At 76.1% G+C, this 19,986-nt stretch carries 1 protein-coding gene; it reads right to left on the bottom strand.

Annotated features, from left to right (window positions below):
• Positions 1-21: 21 nt before the first annotated feature.
• Complete coding sequence (locus NX794_RS24490; RefSeq protein WP_258781027.1) at positions 22-19,986, bottom strand: non-ribosomal peptide synthase/polyketide synthase; 19,965 nt, start codon at positions 19,984-19,986, stop codon at positions 22-24.

Genomic DNA, 19,986 nt, shown 5'->3' with positions numbered 1-19,986 from the left:
TGCGGCGGGGGCGGGGTGCGGTCACCTGCCTCCCCGGGCGTGGCGGGCGATGTGGCGCAGGGCCTCGGTGAACTCCTCGGCCACCCGGCGCACGGTCTCGGTGTCGTGCAGGGCCGGCCGGTGGTGCCAGGTGAAGGCGAGCCGGCCGTGCTGGACGGCGCCGACGACCTCCAGCGGGTGCGAGCCGCCGTCCCGGGGGTCGTGGTCCTGGCCGAAGGAGCCGTGCTGGGCGCGGATCAGGCCGTCGCCGGTGGCCTCGGGGCGAGCGTCCCACTGGCCGAGGTAGTTGAACACCACCTGCCCGTGGGCGCTGCCGCCGAGGCGCTCGCGTACCTCGGGCGCGCCGAACGTGCGCAGGGCGCCGAAGCCGACGCCGTTGCCGGGTACGGCCCGCAGCTGGCGGCGCACCGACTTCACCAGGGCGCGCCAGTCGCGGTCCGGGCCGAGCCGGTCCGGGTCGCCGACCTGGAGGGCGACGGGGTGGACGCTGGTGAACCAGCCGACGGTCCGGGACAGGTCGACGCCGTCGAAGAGATCCTCGCGGCCGTGTCCTTCCAGGTCGAGGCGGACGCGGTCCTGGCCGGTCCAGCGGGCGAGGGCCAGGGCGAGGGCGGCGAGCAGGACGTCGTTGATGCGGGTGCGGTAGGCCGTGGGGGCGGCGCGCAGCAGGGCCTCCGTGTCCTGCTCGTCGAGTTCGACGCCGATCACCGCGGCCGGCGCGGTGTCGCCGGTGCCGGTGGTCCGCGCGGGGGCGGGTTCGGCCTGGACCGCCTCCTGCCAGTAGGGCAGCTCGTGGTCCAGACCGCCCTCGGCGACGTGCGCGGCGAGTCCGCGGGCCCAGTCGCGGAAGCTGGTGCTCCGCTCCCCCAGGTCGACGGTGGCGCCCTGGACGGCCTGCCGGTAGGCGGTCTCCAGGTCGTCGCTGAGGACGCGCCAGGAGACGGCGTCCACCACCAGGTGGTGGGCGACGAGCAGCAGGAACGCGGGGCGCCCGGGGCCGCCGGTGAACAGGGCCGCGCGCAGGTGCGGGCCCCGGGCCAGGTCGAAGCCGGCGTGCAGTTCGTCGGCGGCCTTCTCCATGGCCGCGTCCGCGTCCTCGGCGGTCAGGCCCGTCAGGTCGTACCGGACGAGGATGCCGTGGCCGCCGTCCGCGTCCGCGTCCTCGGCGGGCGGGGGGTTGAACTGGTGCCAGCCGTCGGCGTCCCGGGTGAAGCGCATGCGCAGGGCGTCGTGGTGGTCGAGCAGGGCGCCGAGGGCGGTGTCCAGGGCGTCGGGGTCGGGGGTGCCGTCGAGTTCGAGCAGCGCCGACTGGTTGAAGTGGTGGTGGGCGGCGCGCGGGCTGGTGAGGAACCAGTCCTGGATGGGGGTGAGCGGCACGTCACCGGTCACCGGGCCGTCGGCGTGCCGCTGGGGCGCGGTGCGGACGACGGCGGCGAGCGCGCCGAGGGTCTGGTGGGTGAAAAGGTCGCGGGTGGCCAGGTGGAGGCCGTCGCGGCGCAGCCGGGAGACGACCTGCATGCTGAGGATCGAGTCGCCGCCGAGGGCGAAGAAGTTGTCGTCGACGCCGATGTCCGCCACGCCGAGGACGTCCGACCAGATCCGGGCGACGCGGCGCTCGGTGTCGGTGCGCGGCGGGGTGTGCGGCCGGCCGGTGGCGCGGGCGGGGCCGGGAGCGGGCAGGGCGCGCCGGTCGAGCTTGCCGTTCGGGGTGAGCGGCAGCCGCTGGAGCGGCACGAACAGCGAGGGCACCATGTGGGGCGGCAGCACGCCGCCGAGGTGCTCGCGCAGTTCCTCGACGGGGAGTCCGTCGGCCGGCTCGGTCTCCGTCCCGGCAGGCACGACCCCGGCGGGCACGACGTAGGCGACGAGCCGGGCGGGCCCGGTGGCCCCGTCGGCGCCCGGTGCCGCGTCGGCGCGGACGACGACCACCGCGTCCCGCACCAGGGGGCTGCGCCGCAGCGCGCTCTCTATCTCCCCCGGCTCGATGCGGAAGCCGCGCAGCTTGACCTGGTCGTCCACGCGCCCGGTGTACAGGAGTTCGCCGTCGGCGCTCCAGCGCACCAGGTCGCCGGTGCGGTACATCCGCTCCCCCGGCGCCCCGAACGGGTCGGGACGGAACCGCTGCGCGGTGAGGCCGGGGCGGCCGAGGTAGCCGCGGGCCAGTCCGGGCCCCGCGACGTACAGCTCCCCGGTGACGCCGGGCGGCACGGGACGCAGGGCGGTGTCGAGGACGTACAGGCGGGTGGCGCCGGAGGGACGGCCGATGGGCGGTGCGCCCGGGCCCGGGGTGAGCGGGCCGGTCCAGCTGGCGACGACGGTGGCCTCGGTCGGACCGTAGGAGTTGATCATCCGGCGGCCGGGTGCCCAGGCCGCGACCAGCTCGGCGGGGCAGGCCTCGGCGCCGACGATGAGGGTGCGCAGGTCGGGCAGGGCGGCGGCCGTCTCCGGGGGGACGGTGGCGAGGGCGGCCGGCGGGATGAGGGTGTGGCTGATGCGCCGCTCGGCGAGCACCACGGCCAGCCGCTCCCCGACCAGCGGGCCCTCCTCGCCGGTGACCAGGGTGGCACCGCTGAGCAGGGAGGTGCACAGCTCCAGCACGGAGGCGTCGAAGCTGGGCGAGGCGAACTGGAGCACCCGGTCGCCGGGGCCCGCCGCGTACCGCTCGGCCGCCGCGGCGGCGAAGGAGGCGAGGCCGCGGTGGGTCACCACCACGCCCTTGGGGGTGCCGGTGGAACCCGAGGTGTAGATGACGTAGGCCGGGTGGCCGGGGGTGAGCGGGGCGGTGCGGTCGTCGTCGGTGGGGGCGGTGTCCGGTCCGTCGGCGGTCCAGACCTCTGCCGGGTCCGTGACGGTGCGGTGGGCGCCCGCGTCGCGGATCATGAACTCCCGGCGCTGCGGCGGGTAGTCGGGGTCCACGGGTAGGTAGGCGCCGCCGGCCTTGGCGACGGCGAGCTGCGCCACCACCATGGCGGCCGAGCGGGGCAGGGCGAGGGCGACCACCCGCTCCGGTCCGACGCCGTCCCGGACGAGCCGGTGCGCGAACCGGTTGGCGGCCCGGTCGAGGTCCGCGTACGTCAGCTCCCGGTCACCGTCGGCCAGGGCGACCGCGTCGGGGGTCCGGGCGGCCTGCCGGGCGAACAGGTCGGGCAGGGTCGCCTCCGGTACGGCGGGGAAGGTGCCGCGGCCCTGTTCGAGCAGGGTGTGTGCCTCGGCGTCGGAGGTCAGCGGCAGGGCGCCGAGCGGCCGGACGGGGTCGGCGGCGACCGCGGTGAGCATGGTGCCGAGCCGGGTGGCGAGGCAGTCGGCGGTGGCCGGGGTGAACAGGTCGGTGTTGTAGGTGAGCAGGGCGTGCAGGGTGCCGTCCGGCTCCTCGGCGAATTCGAGGGTGAGGTCGAACGCCGCCTGCCGGGAGTCGGTCTCCACGTCGGTGACGCGCAGGCCGGGCAGGTCGAGGTCGGCGGCCGGGGTGTTCTGGAGGACGACCATGACCTGGAAGAGGGGACTGCGGCTGGTGTCCCGGACCGGCTGCACCTCGTCCACGACCCGTTCGAAGGGCACGTCCTGGTGCGCGAAGGCGTCCAGCACGGTCCGCCGGACCCCGGTGAGGAAGTCGGTGAACGGCCGGCCGTCCTCGATCTCGGAGCGCAGCACGAGGGTGTTGACGAAGAACCCGACGAGCCGCTGGGTCTCGGCCCGGTCGCGTCCGGAGGTGACGGTGCCGACGGCGATGTCCCGCTGCCCGGAGAGCCGGGCCAGGTAGGCCTGTACGGCGGCCACCAGCGTGGTGAACAGGGTGGTGCCGTTCTCCCTGGCGAGCCGGGTCAGCCGCCCGGTGGTGTCGGCGGGTACGACCAGGCGGGTGGTGGCGCCGTTGCTGGTGCGGACGGCGGGGCGGGGCCGGTCGGTGGGCAGCTCCAGGGGCGCGGTGTCGGCCAGGTGCCGCTTCCAGTAGGCGAGTTGCCGGTCGGCGTCGGCGGCTCCCGCGGTGCGCTGCCAGTGCGCGTAGTCGGCGTACTGGACGGGCAGGGCGGGCAGTTCGCCGCTCTCGGCGCCGAGCCGGGCGCGGTAGAGGTGGGCGAGGTCGCCGAGCAGGACCGAGGTGGACCAGCCGTCGGTGACGATGTGGTGCAGGCCGAGGGCGAGCACGTGGTCGTCGTCGGCGAGCCGGATCAGGTGGGTGCGCAGCAGCGGTCCCTCGCGCAGGTCGAAGGGACGGTCCCGCTCCTCGGTGAGTAGGGCGTGCAGGGCCGGTTCGCGCTCCGGTGCGGGCAGCGGGGACAGGTCGCGCAGGGGCAGCGGTACCGGGTGCGGCGGGTGGACGAGCTGCACGCCGTGGCCGTCGGCGCTGTCGAAGGTGGTGCGCAGCGACTCGTGCCGGGCGACCAGGTCGGTGACGGCGGCGGTCAGGGCGGCGGTGTCCAGGGGGCCGCGCAGGCGCAGGGCGAGCGCGGTGACGTACTCGCTGCCGCCGGGCGCGAACTCCTCCAGGAACCAGAGGCGTTGCTGGGCGTACGACATCGGGACCGCGGTGTCGCGGGTGACCGGGACGATGGCCGGGCGTGCCTGCTGCCGCTGTTCGGTGAGGAGGGCGGCGAGTCCGGCCGGGGTGGAGCGGGTGAAGACGTCCCTCGGGGTGACGTCGGTACCGAAGGCCTCGGCGAGGCGGGCGGCGAGCCGGATGCTGAGGATGGAGTCGCCGCCGAGGGCGAAGAAGTCGTCCTCCACGCCGGGCGGTTCGGTGCCGAGCACCTGTCCGAAGACCTCGGCGGTGCGGCGCTCGGCCTCGGTGCGGGGCTCGGTCCGGTCGCCGCGCGGGGTGGCCGCGGGTGCCGGGAGGGCGGCGCGGTCGACCTTGCCGTTGGTGCTCAGCGGCAGGGCGTCGAGCGGGACGACGTCGGTGGGCACCAGGTAGTCGGGCAGGGTACGGCCCGCGAACTCCCGCAGTGCCGACGGGTTTTGGCCGGCCGGGCCGACGACGTAGGCGACCAGGCGTTTGGCGCCGGGCCGGTCCTCGCGGGCGAGCACCGCCACGTCCGCCACGCCGGGGTGGCCGGCGAGTACGGCCTCGACCTCGCCCGGTTCCACCCGGAAGCCGCGGATCTTGACCTGGTCGTCGGCGCGCCCGAGGAACTCCACGGTGCCGTCGGGGCGGCGGCGTGCCAGGTCGCCGGTGCGGTACATGCGGGCGCCGGGCGGGCCCGCGGGGTCGGCGAGGAAGCGGGCGGCGGTGTCGCCGGGGCGGCCGAGGTAGCCGCGCGCGACACCCTCGCCGGCGAGGTACAGCTCGCCCGGGCTGCCCGGCGGGACGGGCCGCAGCCGGGCGTCCAGCACGTGGACGCGCATGTCGTCCAGGGGGCGGCCGATGGGCACGGTGTCGGGGACGGCCGTGGGTTCGGTGAGGGCGTGGGACGTCGCGAAGGTGGTGGTCTCGGTGGGGCCGTAGCCGTCCACGACGCTCAGCCCCGGGCAGGCGGTCAGCACGCGGCGGACGGCGGCGGCGGGGACCACGTCACCGCCGGTCCACACCTGCCGCAGTCCGGCGAAGCAGTCCGGCGCGTCCTGGGCGAGCAGCCGGAACAGCCCGGCCGTCAGCCACAGCGCCGTCAGCCCCTCGTCCCGCGCGAGCCGCCGCACCAGGGCCGCGTCGACGGTGCCCTCGGGCGCGACGACCACGCAGCCGCCGTTCAGCAGGGGCGCCCACACCTCGAAGGTGGCCGCGTCGAACGCCACCGGCGAGTGCAGCAGCACCCGGTCGCAGCCGCCGCCGGTGAAGCGGCTGTCGGTGGCGAGGGCCGCCACGTCCCGGTGCCGTACCGCCACCGGCTTGGGCTGTCCGGTGGAGCCGGAGGTGAACATGACGTATGCCAGGCGGTCGGGGTCGGCGGGGGGCAACGGCCCGGCCGTCTCCCCCGCCCGCGCGGCGGCCACGTCGGCGGCGGTGAGGCGCACCGTGACGCCCGCCGCGTCGAGCAGGGTCCGGCGGCGTTCCTCGGGGGCCCGGGTGTCGATGGGCACATAGGCCCCGCCCGCCGCGAGGACCGCGAGCTGGGCGACGACGAGGTCGGCCGAGCGGTCCATCAGGAGTGCGACCCGGTCCTCGGGGGCGAGGCCACCGGCCACCAGCCGGGCGGCCACCCGGGCTGCGTGATCGCTCAGTTGACGGTACGTCAGCTCGCCCTCCCCGTCGCGTACGGCGACGGCGTCCGGGGTGCGGCGGGCCTGCTCGGCGAACAGGTCGACCGGGCTTCGCGGGTCCGTGGTGCGGGCCGGGACGTTCCAGGCCGCCAGCAGCCGCCGGTCGTCGGGGGTGAGCGCGTCCAGGGCGGCGAGGTCGCCGTCCAGGCCGGCGGCGAGGGCGGTGAGCACCCCGGTGAGGCGCCGCACGGCCAGCTCGACGGTGGCCGGGTCGAAGAGGGCGGGGTCGTAGGCCAGGTCGAAGCCGAGCCGTTCGGCGAGGTGGGCGCGCAGGCACCACGGGAAGGTGGGGGCGTCGTCGGCCCGTACCTCGGCCACCTGGACGCCGGTGCGGGCGGTGGCCGACTCGTCGACGGGGTAGTTCTCGAACACCACCATGCTGTCGAACAGGGCCTCGCCGGACGGCACTGCACTGCCGGACTGGATGCGGGGCAGGGCGAGGAAGTCGAACCGGCGGGCGTCGGTCCCCGCCTCCTGGAGGCCGCGCAGCCACGGCAGCACTCCGCCCGCGGACAGCCGGACCCGGGTGGGCACGGTGTTGATGAACATGCCGATCATGCCCTCCACGCCGGGCAGTTCGGCCGGGCGGCCGGAGACGGTGGTGCCGAACACCACGTCGTCGCGTCCGGCGCAGCGGGCCAGCAGCAGCGCCCAGGCGCCCTGCACCACGGTGTTGACGGTCAGCCCGGCCCGGGCCGCGGTCTCGCGCAGCCGCCCGGAGGTGTCCTCGTCCAGCTCGTGGCGGACCTGGGCGGTGGCGCGGGCCCGGTGTGCCTCGTCCGGGGTGCGGTCGTACGGCAGCGGGGTGCGGGCGGTGAACCCGGCGAGGGCGTCGGCCCAGTGCCGGTCGGCCGCCGTCTCGTCCTGCTCGTCCAGCCAGCGCAGGAAGTCCGCGAACGGCCGCCGCAGCGGGGGTGCCGGGTCCGGGCCGCCGGTGAGCGCGGCGTAGCGCTCGCACACCTCGGTCAGGAGCTGGCCGGTGCTCCAGCCGTCCAGGGCGATGTGGTGGGTGGACCACAGCAGCAGCACCTCGTCGCCGGGCAGCTCGGCCAGGGTGAGGCGGGTGAGCGGGGCGGTGGTCAGGTCCAGGCCCGCGGTCCGGTCCTCGGCGAGCAGGTGCTCGGTCCGCTCGGCGCGTTCGTCCGTGCCGAGGGCGTGCCAGTCGAGGTGGCGGACGGGCAGGTCGACGTGCCGGTGGACGATCTGCACCGGGTGCGGCAGGTCCCGCCAGTGGACGCTGGTGCGCAGGGCGGGGGTGCGGTCGGCGACCTGCTGCCAGGCCCTGGCGAACGCGTGCGGGTCGGCGACCCCGGACAGCCGTACCGCGATCCGGTCGAAGTAGGCGCCCTCGGTGTCCACCAGGCCGTGGAAGAGCATGCCGGACTGGAGCGGGGTGAGCGGCAGGACGTCCTCGACGTGCCGGCCGTCGCCGACGAGCCGGTCCAGGCGGTCCTGCGACAGGCGGGCCAGCGGGAAGTCGGACGGGGTGCGGCCGCCGGCGCCGGAGCGCGCGCAGTGCTCCACGATGTCCCGCAGGGCGGTGATCATGCGTTCGGCCAGGGCGCGGACGGTGTCCTCGTCGTGGACGGCCGCCGGGTAGGTCCAGCCCAGCTCCAGCCGTCCGCCCTGGACGACACCGGTGATGTCGAGGACGTACGGGCGCGGGGCGTCCGGGTCGGTGTCGCGGCCGGTCGGGGGCAGTACGGCGCGCAGCAGGCCGTCGTCGGCGCCGCCGCCCGCGTCCCACTGGCCGTGGTAGTTGAAGCCGACCTGGGGAGCGGGGGCCCCGGCGAGGGGGCTCTCCGGCAGGAGGTGGCGCAGGGCGCCGTGGCTGAGGCCGCGCAGCGGGACGGCGCGCAGCTGCTCCTTGACCGAGCGGAGCGTGTCGTGCCAGCCGGCGCCGGGGTCGACACGCAGGGCGAGCGGGAACTCGGCGGTGAACCAGCCGACCGTGCGGGACAGGTCGAGGTCGGCGAAGAGGTCCTCGCGGCCGTGCCCCTCCACGCCGACCAGGACCGTGTCCCGCTCGCACCACCCGGCGAGGGTGTGCCCGAGGGCGCTGAGCAGGACGTCGTTGACCTGGGTGCGGTAGACCTCGGGCACCCGGCGCAGCAGGGCGTCGGTGGTGTCCGCGTCCAGAGTGACGGTGACCGTGGCCGAGGTGCCGTAGGTGTTGGGTCCTGGCCGGCCGGCGGGCAGGTCGGCCGGCGCCTCGGCGGTGCGCCGCCAGTGGTCCAGGTCGGCGGTGAAGGCGCCGGCGCGGGTGTGTTCGGCGAGCCGGGCCGCCCAGTGGCCGTAGGCGGTGCCGGCGGGCGGCAGGTCGACGGGGTGGCCGGCCGCGGCTTCCCGGTAGGCGGTGGCGAGGTCGGCGGGCAGGATGCGCCACGAGACACCGTCGACCACCAAGTGGTGCACGGTGACGACGAGTTGGCCAGCGCGATCCGGACCACGGTCGAGGAGCAGGAAACGGACGACGCGGCCCGCGACGGGGTCGAGTCCGGCCTGCGCGCGGTCGGTGAGCCGGTGCGCCTCCGTCTCCGCCGCCGTGTCGTCGAGCCCGGTGAGGTCGTGCCGGCTGAACACGGCGTCCGGTACGGCGGACAGCACTTCCTGCCGCCAGCCGGAGCCGGTGTGCGTGAACCGGGTGCGCAGGGCCGGGTGCCGCTCCACGACGGCCCGGGCGGCCCGGCTCAGGGCCTCGCCGTCCGTGCCCGGGGCCAGTTCGAAGCGCTGAGTCATGGTGAAGCGCAGCGGGTCGCCGGGGCGGCGGTCGTCCAGGTACCAGTGCTGGATCGGGGTGAGCGGCGCGGGACCGGTGGGCGCCTCGGCGGTGCCGGCCGACGTGGGGGCCATCTCACCGGCGCGCAGGGCGAGTTCGGCGACGGTCTGGTGCCGGAAGACGTCCTTGGTGCTGAGGGCGAGTCCGGCCTGCCGGGCGCGGGAGACGATCTGGATGCTGAGGATGGAGTCGCCGCCGAGCGCGAAGAAGTTGTCCCGGGCGCCGACCCGTTCGACGCCGAGCACGTCGGCCCAGATGGCGGCCAGCCGCTCCTCGGTGCCGGGTCGGGGCGCGACGTAGGGGGTGCCGTTCTCGGGCTGGGCGGGCGGGTCGGGCAGGGCGCGGCGGTCGGTCTTGCCGCCGGCGGTGCGCGGGACGCGGTCGAGCGGGACGAACGCGGCGGGCACCATGTGGTCGGGCAGGGTGCGGCGCAGCCGCACCCGCAGGTCGTCGCCGGACAACTGCTGCCCGTCGGCGGCCACCACGTAGGCGACCAGCATCGGGCGGCCGGCGTGCTCGCGGACGGTGACGGCGGCGTCGGTGACGTCCGGCAGGGCGCGCAGGGCGGCCTCGATCTCGCCGGGTTCGACGCGGAAGCCGCGGATCTTGACCTGTTCGTCGGCGCGGCCGAGGAACTCCAGCAGTCCGGCCGTGTCCCAGCGGGCCCGGTCGCCGGTGCGGTACATCCGCTCCCCCGCCGGCCCGAACGGATCGGGCAGGAAGCGGGCGGCGGTCAGGCCGGGCCGGTTCAGGTAGCCGCGGGCCACCTGGGCGCCGGCGAGGTACAGCTCGCCGGGTGTGCCGGCCGGTACCGGGCGCAGGGCGGCGTCGAGGACGTAGGCGCGCAGTCCGCCGCCCGGGCGGCCGATGACGGGCCGGTCGGGGCGGTCGGTGACGGGGCCGTAGACGGAGTCGACGGTGCACTCGGTGGGGCCGTACATGTTGAGGACGGTGACGCCGAGCGCGTCCTGTGCCGCGGCCAGGTCCCGCCAGGTGGCGGTGGAGACGGCCTCGCCGCCGACGAGGAGCAGCCTCGGGTGGTGCCGGCCGGGGGCGAGGAGTCCGGCGGCGAGGAGTTCGCGCAGGAAGGTGGGGGTGACGTTCACCAGGTCGAGGCGGTCGGCGGCGACCTGGGCGCAGAACGCGTCGGGGTCGAGGCGGGTGTCGTCGTCGATCAGGTGGACCTGCTGGCCGAGGGCGAGCAGCAGCGGGCCCTCCCAGGAGGTGTCGAAGGCGAAGGACGCGCTCAGCGCGGCCCGCAGCCGGGTGCCCTCCGTGGTGTGCGGGGTGACGAGGCTCGCGCGGTGGTCGTGGCAGAGGTTGACTAGCTGGCGGTGTTCGACGGCGACGCCCTTGGGGCGGCCGGTGGAGCCGGAGGTGTAGACGACGTACGCCGTGTTCTCGGGCCGCAGCGGGGCGGTCCGGTCGGCGTCGGTAGGGTCGTGCGCGGGCAGGTCGCGGGCGTCCGCCTCGCGCAGGGTGTCCTCGGTGAGGACGGTCGCCGGGCGGGCGTCGTCCAGGAGGAGGCGGACCCGTTCGTCGGGCAGGCGCGGGTCGAGGAAGAGGAACGCGGCGCCCGACTTGGCGACCGCCAGCAGGGCCGTCAGCAGGGCGGAGGTGCGCGGCAGACGGACGGCGACGACGGTCTCGGGGCCGGCGCCCAGCGCGATGAGGTGGTGGGCGAGCCGGTTGGCGCGCGTGTTGAGGGTGGCGAAGTCGAGGGTGGCGTCGGGGGCGACCAGCGCGGTGAGGTGCGGGGCCCGGGCGGCCTGTGCCTCGAAGAGGGCGGGGAAGGTGGTGTCCGGGGCGGGCAGCGTCCGGCCCTCGCCGAACCGGAGCAGGCGCCGGCGCTCGGTGTCGGTCATCAGGGGCAGGGCGCCGACGGCGCGGTCCGGGTCGTCGGCTGCGGCCTCCAGCAGGACCCGCAGCCGTTCGGCGAGGAGTTCGGCGGTGGCGGGGTCGAACAGGCCGGTGTTGTACTCCAGATGGCCGGTGAGGGCGCCGTCGCGCTCCACGAAGTCGAAGGCCAGGTCGAAGGTGGCGTGCCGGACCGGCGGGGTCACCGGTGCCACGGCGAGGCCGGGCAGCGCGGGTGCCTCGGCGCCCAGGTTGTGCAGGGCGACCATGACCTGGAACAGCGGGGTGCGGCTGGTGTCGCGCTCGGGCTGGACGGCGTCCACCACCCGTTCGAAGGGCACGTCCTGGTGGGCGACGGCCTCCAGCACGGTGCCGCGCACCTCGGCGAGCAGGTCACAGAACGGCAGCTCCGGGCGGACCCGGGCGCGCAGCACCAGGGTGTTGACGAACATGCCCACCACGTCGTGCAGTTCGGGGCGTTCGCGGCCCGCGGTGACGGTGCCGACGGTGACGTCCTGCTGGCCGGCCCAGCGGGCGAGCAGCACCTGGCAGGCCGTCAGCAGCGTCATGAAGAGGGTGGCGTCGGCCTCCCGGCCCCGGGCGCGCAGCCGGTCGGTGAGCGCGGCGGGCAGGGTGAAGGTGACCAGGGCGCCGTCCCGGGTGCGTACGGCGGGACGCGGCCGGTCGGTGGGCGGCTCCAGCGGTGTCACGCCGTCCAGTGCGCGGCGCCAGTAGGCGAGGTCGGCGTCGGCCTGTCCGGTGCGGGCGCGCTGCCAGGCGGCGTAGTCGGTGTAGCGCACGGCCGGGGCGGGCAGTTCGGGGCGGCGCCGGTCGAGGGCGGCGGCGTACAGCTCGCCGAGGTCGCGACCGAGGACGCCCATGGACCAGCCGTCGGTGACGATGTGGTGCACGGCCAGCACGAGGACGTGCTCCTCGGGGTCCCGGCCGGTGCGGCGGGCCAGGCTCGCGCGCAGCAGCGGTCCGGTGCCGAGGTCGAACGGCCGGGCGGCCTCGCTCTCCACCAGGGCGTCGAGCGCGGCGGTGTCCGCGCAGTCCTCGGTGCGCAGCTCGACCGGGGCCGGCGGGTGGACGATCTGCCGTGCCTGGCCGTCGTGTTCGGCGAAGGTGGTGCGCAGCGACTCGTGCCGGGCGACCAGGCCGTCCAGGGCGGTGCGCAGGGCGGACCGGTCGAGCGGGCCGGTCAGGCGCAGCACGGAGAGGGTGGTGTACTCGGTGCTGCCCGGCTCGAAGCGGTCGAGGAACCAGAGCCGCTGCTGGGCGTGCGACAGCGGGGCCGGAGCACTCGGGTCGGCGGCCGGGATGGTGTCGGCGGGGGTGCCCGGCGCGTCGGGCGGGTCGCCGAGTACGGCCGCGAGGTCGGACAGCGTCGGGTGGGTGAACAGCAGGCGCGGTGAGACGTCGGTGCCGAAGGCGGCGCGCAGCCGGGAGACGACGCGGACGGCGAGGATGGAGTCGCCGCCGAGGGCGAAGAAGTCGTCGTCGGCGCCGATCTCGCCGGCGTCCAGGACGTCCGCCCAGGCGGCGGCGACGAGCCGTTCGGCGGGGGTGCGCGGTGCCTCGCGCTCACCGTCGGCCGCGAAGCCCTCGGGTCCGGGCGCGGGCAGGGCGCGCCGGTCGAGCTTGCCGTTGGGGGTGAGCGGCAGGGCCGCCATCGGCACGTAGGCGGCGGGCACCATGTGCGAGGGCAGCGACTGCTGGAGGTGGGCGCGCAGTTCGGCGGCGGACGGCGGGGTCCCACCGGCGCCGACGATGTGGGCGACCAGGCGGCGGGTGCCGCCGGTGTCCTCGTACACGCCGACGGCGGCGGCGCCGATGCCCGGGTGGCCGTGCAGGGCGGCCTCGATCTCGCCGGGCTCGATGCGGTAGCCGCGGATTTTCACCTGCTGGTCGGCGCGGCCCAGGTACTCCAGGGTGCCGTCGGCGCGTCGGCGGGCGTGGTCCCCGGTGCGGTACATACGGGTGCCGGGCAGACCGAAGGGATCGGCGAGGAAGCGGGTGGCGGTGAGGCCGGGCCGCTTGAGGTAGCCGCGGGCCAGGCCCTCGCCGGCGACGTACAGCTCGCCGATCGCGCCGGGCGGTGTGAGGTTCAGGGCGTCGTCGAGGACGTAGGTCCGCAGGTCGGGTATGCCGGTGCCGATGGGGCTCGCGGTGCCGGCGGCGGCCGTCGCCCGGTCGAGGGGGGCGTAGGTGACGTGCACGGTGGTCTCGGTGATGCCGTACATGTTCACCAGGCGCGGCGCGGTGTCCGGGTGCCGCTGGTACCAGTCGCCGAGCCGGGAGACGTCCAGCGCCTCGCCGCCGAAGACGACGGTACGCAGTGCCAACCGCGCGCTGAGTTCCGGGTGTTCGGCGTCGGCGCGGATCAACGGGTAGAAGGCGGAGGGGGTCTGGTTGAGGACGGTGACCCGCTCGTCGGCGAGCAGGCGCAGGAAGTCCTCCGGGGAGCGGGCGGTGTCGTCGGGGACGACGACGAGCCGGCCGCCGTGCAGCAGCGGGCCCCACAGTTCCCAGACGGAGAAGTCGAAGGCGTAGGAGTGGAACAGCGTCCAGACGTCGGTGTGGTCGAAGCCGAACCAGTCGCGGGTGCGGCTGAAGAGGCGGACCACGTTGGCGTGCGGGATGACGACGCCCTTGGGGCGGCCGGTGGAGCCGGAGGTGTAGATGGCGTAGGCGGGGCTGTCGGGCAGCGGGCGGTGCCCGGGGTCCGCCGGGCCGCTCGCGGGGCGCCGCTCCAGGTCGGCGCGCACCTCGGGGTCGTCCAGGCGCAGCACGGGTACGGCGGTGTCCTCGGCCGCCGCCGTCATGGTCACGAGGGCCGCCGGGGCGGCGTCGGCCAGGATGCCGGCGACGCGTTCGGCGGGCAGCGCGGGGTCGATCGGCAGGTAGGCGGCGCCGGTCTTGAGGACGGCGAGGACGGCGACGACCAGGTCGGTGGAGCGGGGCAGGGCGAGGGCGACGTACCGCTCGGGGCGGGCTCCGAGTTCGGCGAGGCGGTGGGCGAGCCGGCCGGCGCGCGCGTCCAGTTCGGCGTAGTCGAGCCGGTCGGCGCCGCAGGTGACGGCCTCGGCGTCCGGGGTGCGGGCGGCCTGGGCCGCGAAGAGGTCCACCAGGGTCTCGGTGGGCCGGCCCGCCTCGGTGCCGTTCCACTCGGTGAGGATGCGCCGCCGTTCCCCGGGCGTGGTCCAGGCGAGGGCGGTGAGGGGGCGCTCGGGGTCGTCGGCCAGCTCGGTGAGCAGCAGGGCGAGCCGCCCGGCCAGGTCCGCCGCGGTGGCCGCGTCGAACAGCTCGGGGTCGTAGGCGAGGTCGAAGCCGAACCGCTCGCCCTGGTAGGCGCGCAGCACGAGCGGGTAGTTGGTGGCGTCGCGGGAGGAGACGTCCGTGAGCCGCACCCCGGAGCCCGCCGAACCCGCCTCGTCGAAGGGGTAGTTCTCGAAGGCGACCATGCTGTCGAACAGGCTGCCGCCGGACGGCACGTCGCTCAGGCCGGTCAGTTCGGCGAGGGACACGGCGGCGAACCGGCGCGCGTCGGCCTGCGCTTCCTGAAGGTCGCGCAGCCAGGCGACGGCGCCGCGGCGGCCCTCCACGCGCACGCGGGTGGGCAGGGTGTTGATGAACATGCCGACCATGTCCTCGGCGCCCGGCAGGTCGTCGGGGCGCCCGGAGACGGTGGTGCCGAACAGCACATCGGGCTCGGCGGCGTAGCGGGACAGCAGCAGCGCCCAGGCGCCCTGGACGACGGTGCCGAGGGTGAGCCCGGCGGCGCGGGCGGTGCGGGCGAGGCGGGCGGAGACCTCGTCGGACAGGGCGGCGGTGTGCACGGCGCCGGAGCGGGTCTCGTGGCCCGCCGGACGAGGGCGGTCGGCGGGCAGCGGGGTCGGGGTGGCGAAGCCCGCCAGCACGCCCCGCCAGTGGGTGCGGGCGGCTTCGGTGTCCTGGTCGGCGAGCCAGCGCACGTAGTCCCCGAAGGGCCGGCGCACGGGTGGTGCCGGTTCGGTGCCGGTGGTGAGGGCCGCGTACTCGGCGAACACCTCGGTGAGGACCTGGGCGAGGCTCCAGCCGTCCAGGATCAGGTGGTGGGAGGTCCACAGCAGCTGCAGCCGGGCGTCGGGCAGCCGGACGAGGGTGAGCCGCATCAGGGGCGCGGTGCCCAGGTCCAGGCCGCGCGCGAGGTCGTCGGCGCGCAGCCGCTCCAGGCGGGCGGCCCGCTCCCCCGCGTCGAGGCCGCGCCAGTCCAGCGTCTCGACGGGCACCCGGACGTCCCGGTGCACGATCTGGAGCGGTACGGGCACGTCCTCCCAGACCACGGAGGTGCGCAGGGCCGGGGTGCGGTCGGTGACCCGCTGCCAGGCGGTGGCGAGCGCGTCGGGGTCGGTCACCCCGTCCAGGAGCAGCGCGGCCTGGTCCAGGTAGACATCGTCCCCGCCGCCGACCAGCCGGTGGAAGAGCATGCCCTCCTGGAGCGGGGTGAGCGGCAGCAGGTCCGCCACGGACCGGCCGTCGCCGACGAGCCGGTCCACCGTCGCCTGGTCGAGGCGGGCGAGCGGGAAGTCGGAGGGGGTACGGCCGCCCGCGCCGGGCCGGGCGCAGTGCTCGGTCACCTCGGTGAGCGCCCGCAGCATGCCGTCGGCCAGGGCGCGGACGGTGGACTCCCGGTGCACCTGTTCGCTGTAGTGCCAGGTGATCTCCAGCGCGCCGTCGCTCACCACGGCCGACACGTCCAGCAGGTGGTCCAGCGGCTCGGTGGGGTCGATGTCGCCGGCGGGCACGTCGGCGGCGGGCGCGAAGTCGCCGCCCGCGCCGGACGCCCACTGGCCGTGGTAGTTGAACGACACCTGCGGCAGCGGGAGTTCGCTCAGCGCGCGGGCGGCCGGCGCGGGTGAGCCGAGGCGGGCCAGCGCCTCGTGGCCCAGACCGCGCCGGGGTACGGCCCGCAGTCGCTCCTTGACGGACTTCAGGGTGGCGGCCCAGTCGGGGGCGCCGGCCGGGCCCGCCGGGGTGAGGGTGACCGGGTACTGGCTGGTGAACCAGCCGACGGTGCGCGACAGGTCGGCACCTTCGATCAGGTGCTCCTCGCGGCCGTGGCCCTCCAGCGCGACGGTGACGTGCGGGGCGCCCGCCCAGTCGGCCAGGACCCGGCCGAGCGCGCTCAGCAGCACGTCGTTGACCTGGGTGCGGTACACGCCCGGGACGCGGCGCAGCAGCGCCTCGGTGGTGGCCGCGTCGAGCCGGCCGCGCACGGTGCGGACGGAGCCGGCGAGCGGGGTGCCGGGCAGGTCGACGGGGAGCGGGGTGCGCGGCCGGTCGGTCTCGGCGGTCCAGTACGGCAGGTCGTCGTCGAGGTCGCCGGCGCGGACCCGCTCGGCAAGTCCACGCGCCCACTCGGTGAACGGCGTCTGTTCGGGCTCCAGTTGAGGGCTCTCGCCACTCACGGCCTGCCGGTAGGCCTGCTCCAGGTCGGCGAGCAGCACCCGCCAGGAGACGCTGTCGACGGCGAGGTGATGCACTGTCAGGAAGAGTCGCGGGCGGTTGCTGCCTTCGGTCGCCGCCGGGAGGAGGGCGGCGCGCAGCAGGGTGCCGGTGGTGGGGTCGAGTGCCGCGCGGGCGGTCTCGGCGGCCTCGGTCACGTCGGTGCCGTCGTGGCGGGTGAGGAAGCCGGTGGCGGGCCCGGTGCCGGGGTGCTGCCGCCAGGTGTCCCCCTCCCGGGCGAACCGGGCGCGCAGGGACGGGTGATGGTCCACGACCGCGTCCAGTGCGCGGGTCAGCGCCGGCTCGTCCAGGTCGTGCGGCAGGTCGAGCAGCATCGACATGGCGAAGCGGCGCAGCGGGCCGTGGGTGGCGAAGAACCACTCCTGCACCGGGGTCAGCGGTCCGGGGCCCGCCTCCCGCGGGCGGCGGGGCGCGGGCACCGGTGCGGCGCGGCGGGACGCGGCGGCGGCGAGGTCGGCGATCGTCTGGTGGCGGAAGACGTCCTGCGAGGACAGGTGCAGGCCGGCGGCGCGGGCCCGGGAGACCGCCTGGATGCTGAGGATCGAGTCGCCGCCGAGCTCGAAGAAGTTGTCCGTGACGCCGACTCTGCTCACCCCGAGCACCTCGGCCCAGATCCCGGCGAGGGTCTCCTCGTCCGGGGTGCGTGGAGCGACGAACTCCCTGGCTGTGTCGGTGCCTTCGAGGTCGGGGGCGGGCAGGGCGCGGCGGTCCAGCTTGCCGCTGACGGTGAGCGGCAGCGCGTCCAGCGCGGTGAAGGAGGACGGCACCATGTGGTCGGGCAGGACCCGGCGCAGCGCGGAGCGCAGGGCGGCCTGCTCGGGCCGGGGCGCGCCGGGCGCGGGGACGGTGTAGGCGGCCAGCCGCAGATGGCCGTGCGCGTCGGGAACCGCGACGACCGCGGCGGCGGCGATCTCCGGCAGGTCCTGCAGGGCGGCCTCGATCTCGCCGGGCTCGATGCGGTGGCCGCGCACCTTCACCTGGTCGTCGGCGCGGCCGAGGTAGTCGAGGCGGCCGTCGGCGGTCCAGCGGGCCAGGTCGCCGGTGCGGTACATGCGGGTGCCGGGCGGCCCGTACGGGTCGGGCAGGAAGCGGGCGGCGGTCAGGCCGGGGCGGCCGGCGTAGCCCCGGGCCACCTGCTCGCCCGCGAGGTACAGCTCGCCGCCGACGCCGGGCGGCACCGGCTGGAGGCGGTCGTCCAGGACGTAGGCGCGGGTGTGGGGCAGCGGGCGGCCCACGAGCGGCCGGCCGGTGCCGTCGATCCGGCAGGACAGCGCGTCGACCGTGCACTCGGTAGGGCCGTAGAAGTTGTACGCGGCGGTCTCCGGATGCGCGGCCAGCTCGCGCCACAGGGCGGGGCCGATCGCCTCGCCGCCGAGCATGAGGACCCGGGGGCGGTGGCGCGGGTCGGTCAACAGTCCGGCGGGCAGCAGTTGCCGCAGGTAGGACGGGGTGAGGTCGAGGAAGTCGACGCGGTGGGCGACGACGTACTCGACGAGGGCGGCCGGGTCCATCCGGGTCGTCTCGTCCACCAGGTGCAGCGGGTGACCGTCGGCCAGCAGCAGCACGCCTTCGAGCGAGGTGTCGAAGGAGAACGACGCGGTGAGCGCCACCCGGAGCGGTCCGCCGCCCGCCTCGGCGACGAACCCGGCGCGGTGGGCGGCCAGCAGGTGCGCGGCGGCCCGGTGCGGCACGGCGACACCCTTGGGGCGGCCGGTGGAGCCGGAGGTGTAGATGACGTAGGCGGTGTGCAGCGGGTCCAGCGGGGCGTGCCGGTCGGCGTCCGTCGGGTCGGTGTCCGGCAGGCCCTCGGGTACGGCGGCGAGCGCGGCCTCGTCCAGGACCAGGGCCGGGCGGGCGTCGTCCAGCAGGAAGCGGACGCGTTCCTCGGGCAGGGCCGGGTCCAGCGGCAGGTAGCCGGCGCCGGACTTCCAGACGGCGAGGATGGCCGCGATCATGTCGGCGGTGCGCGGCAGCCGCAGCGCGACCAGGCGCTCGGGACCGGCGCCGAGGCCGATGAGGTGGTGGGCGAGCCGGTTGGCGCGGGCGTTGAGCGTGCCGTAGTCCAGCCGTTCGCCGCCGGCGACCAGGGCGAGGGCGTCGGGGGTGCGGGCCGCGCGGTCCTCGAACAGGCGCGGGTGCGGGGTGTCGGCGACGGGGAGGGTGGTGGCGTTCCAGTCGCGGGTGACCTGCCGCACCTCCCGCTCGGACAGCAGGGGCAGGGTGCCGAGCGGCCGGTCCGGGGCGGCGGTGGCCGCTTCCAGCAGGCGCAGGAGCTGACCGGTCATGCGCTGGGCGGTGTCCGGGTCGATCAGGTCGGTGCGGTACTCCAGGAGTCCGGTCAGCGCCTCGCCGTCCGGCACGAACTCGATGCTGAGGTCGAAGGTGGCGGCCTGCCGGGGCACGGCGACCGGGGTGATGGCGAGGTCGCGGGGGGCGGCGCCGGCGGCGGGCGGGTCGGGGTGCAGCAGGACCATCACGTCGAAGAGCGGGTTGCGGCCCGCCTCGCGGGGGGCGCCCACCGCCTCCACGATCCGTTCGAAGGGGGTGTCGCCGTGCGCGAAGGCGTCGTTGACGGTCTCGGCGGTGCGGGTGAGCAGGTCCCGGAAGGAGTCACCGGACGCCACCGGGGTGCGCAGCACGACGGTGTTCACGAAGAAGCCGACGGCCCGCTCCAGGTCGGTGCGGGAGCGGCCCGGCGTCAGCGAGCCGACGGTGCTCTCGTCCTGCCCCGACCAGCGGGCCAGCAGCGCCTGGGCGGCGGCGACCAGGGCGGTGTAGAGCGTGGTGTGCTGCTGCCCGGCGAGTGCGCGGAGCGTGCGGGTCAGGCCGGCGGGGACGGTGAAGGTGTGGACGGCGCCCGCGCCGGCCTCCTCGCCGCGCCGGGGCCGGTCCAGCGGGAGTTCGGGCACGACGGCGCCCGCCAGCCGCTCCTTCCAGTGCGCCAGGTGGCGCTCCAGCCGGGTGCCGCTGAGCTGCTCGCGCTGCCAGACGGCGAAGTCCGGGTACTGGGTCGCGACCGGGGGCAGGGCCGGCTCGCCGCCCCGCGCCAGCGCCTCGTAGGCGGTGCACAGTTCGTCCAGGACGATGCCCATGGACCAGCCGTCGGTCACGATGTGATGGGCCGTCAGCAACAGGACGTGCGCGGTCGGCGACTCGCGCAGCAGCAGGGCCCGCAGCAGAGGTCCGGTGCTCAGGTCGAAGGGGGCGGAGTACGCGGCGAGCAGGGCGGCGTCCAGACCGCCGTCCGGTACGTCCCGGGCCGGCAGCGGTACCGGTGCGGCCGGGTGCACGGTCTGCGCGGGGCGGCCGTCGGTCTCCTCGAAGGTGGTGCGCAGCGCCTCGTGCCGGGCCGTGACGGCGGCGAGGGCGCGCTCCAGGGTGGTGTGGTCCAGGGCGCCGGTGAGGCGCACCGCGACCGCGCTGTTGTAGCGGGCGTCGCCGGGGTGCAGCCGGTCCAGGAACCACAGCCGCTGCTGGGCGAAGGACAGGGGCAGCGGGCGGTCGCGGCCGGCGCGCGGGATGCCGGCGGGCGCGCCGCCCGCCGGGCCGCCGGGGGTGCGTCCGGCCAGGCGCCGGCGCAGGGCTTCCCGCAGGTCGTCGGGAAGGGCTTCGGCGCGCTCTCGCCTGGAAGGCTTCGAAGACGTCAT

This window comes from Streptomyces pyxinicus (assembly GCF_024753135.1).
Lineage (GTDB): Bacteria > Actinomycetota > Actinomycetes > Streptomycetales > Streptomycetaceae > Streptomyces > Streptomyces pyxinicus.
Note: the sequence above shows the minus strand (reverse complement) of the source record. Positions and strands in the feature narration are given on the sequence as shown.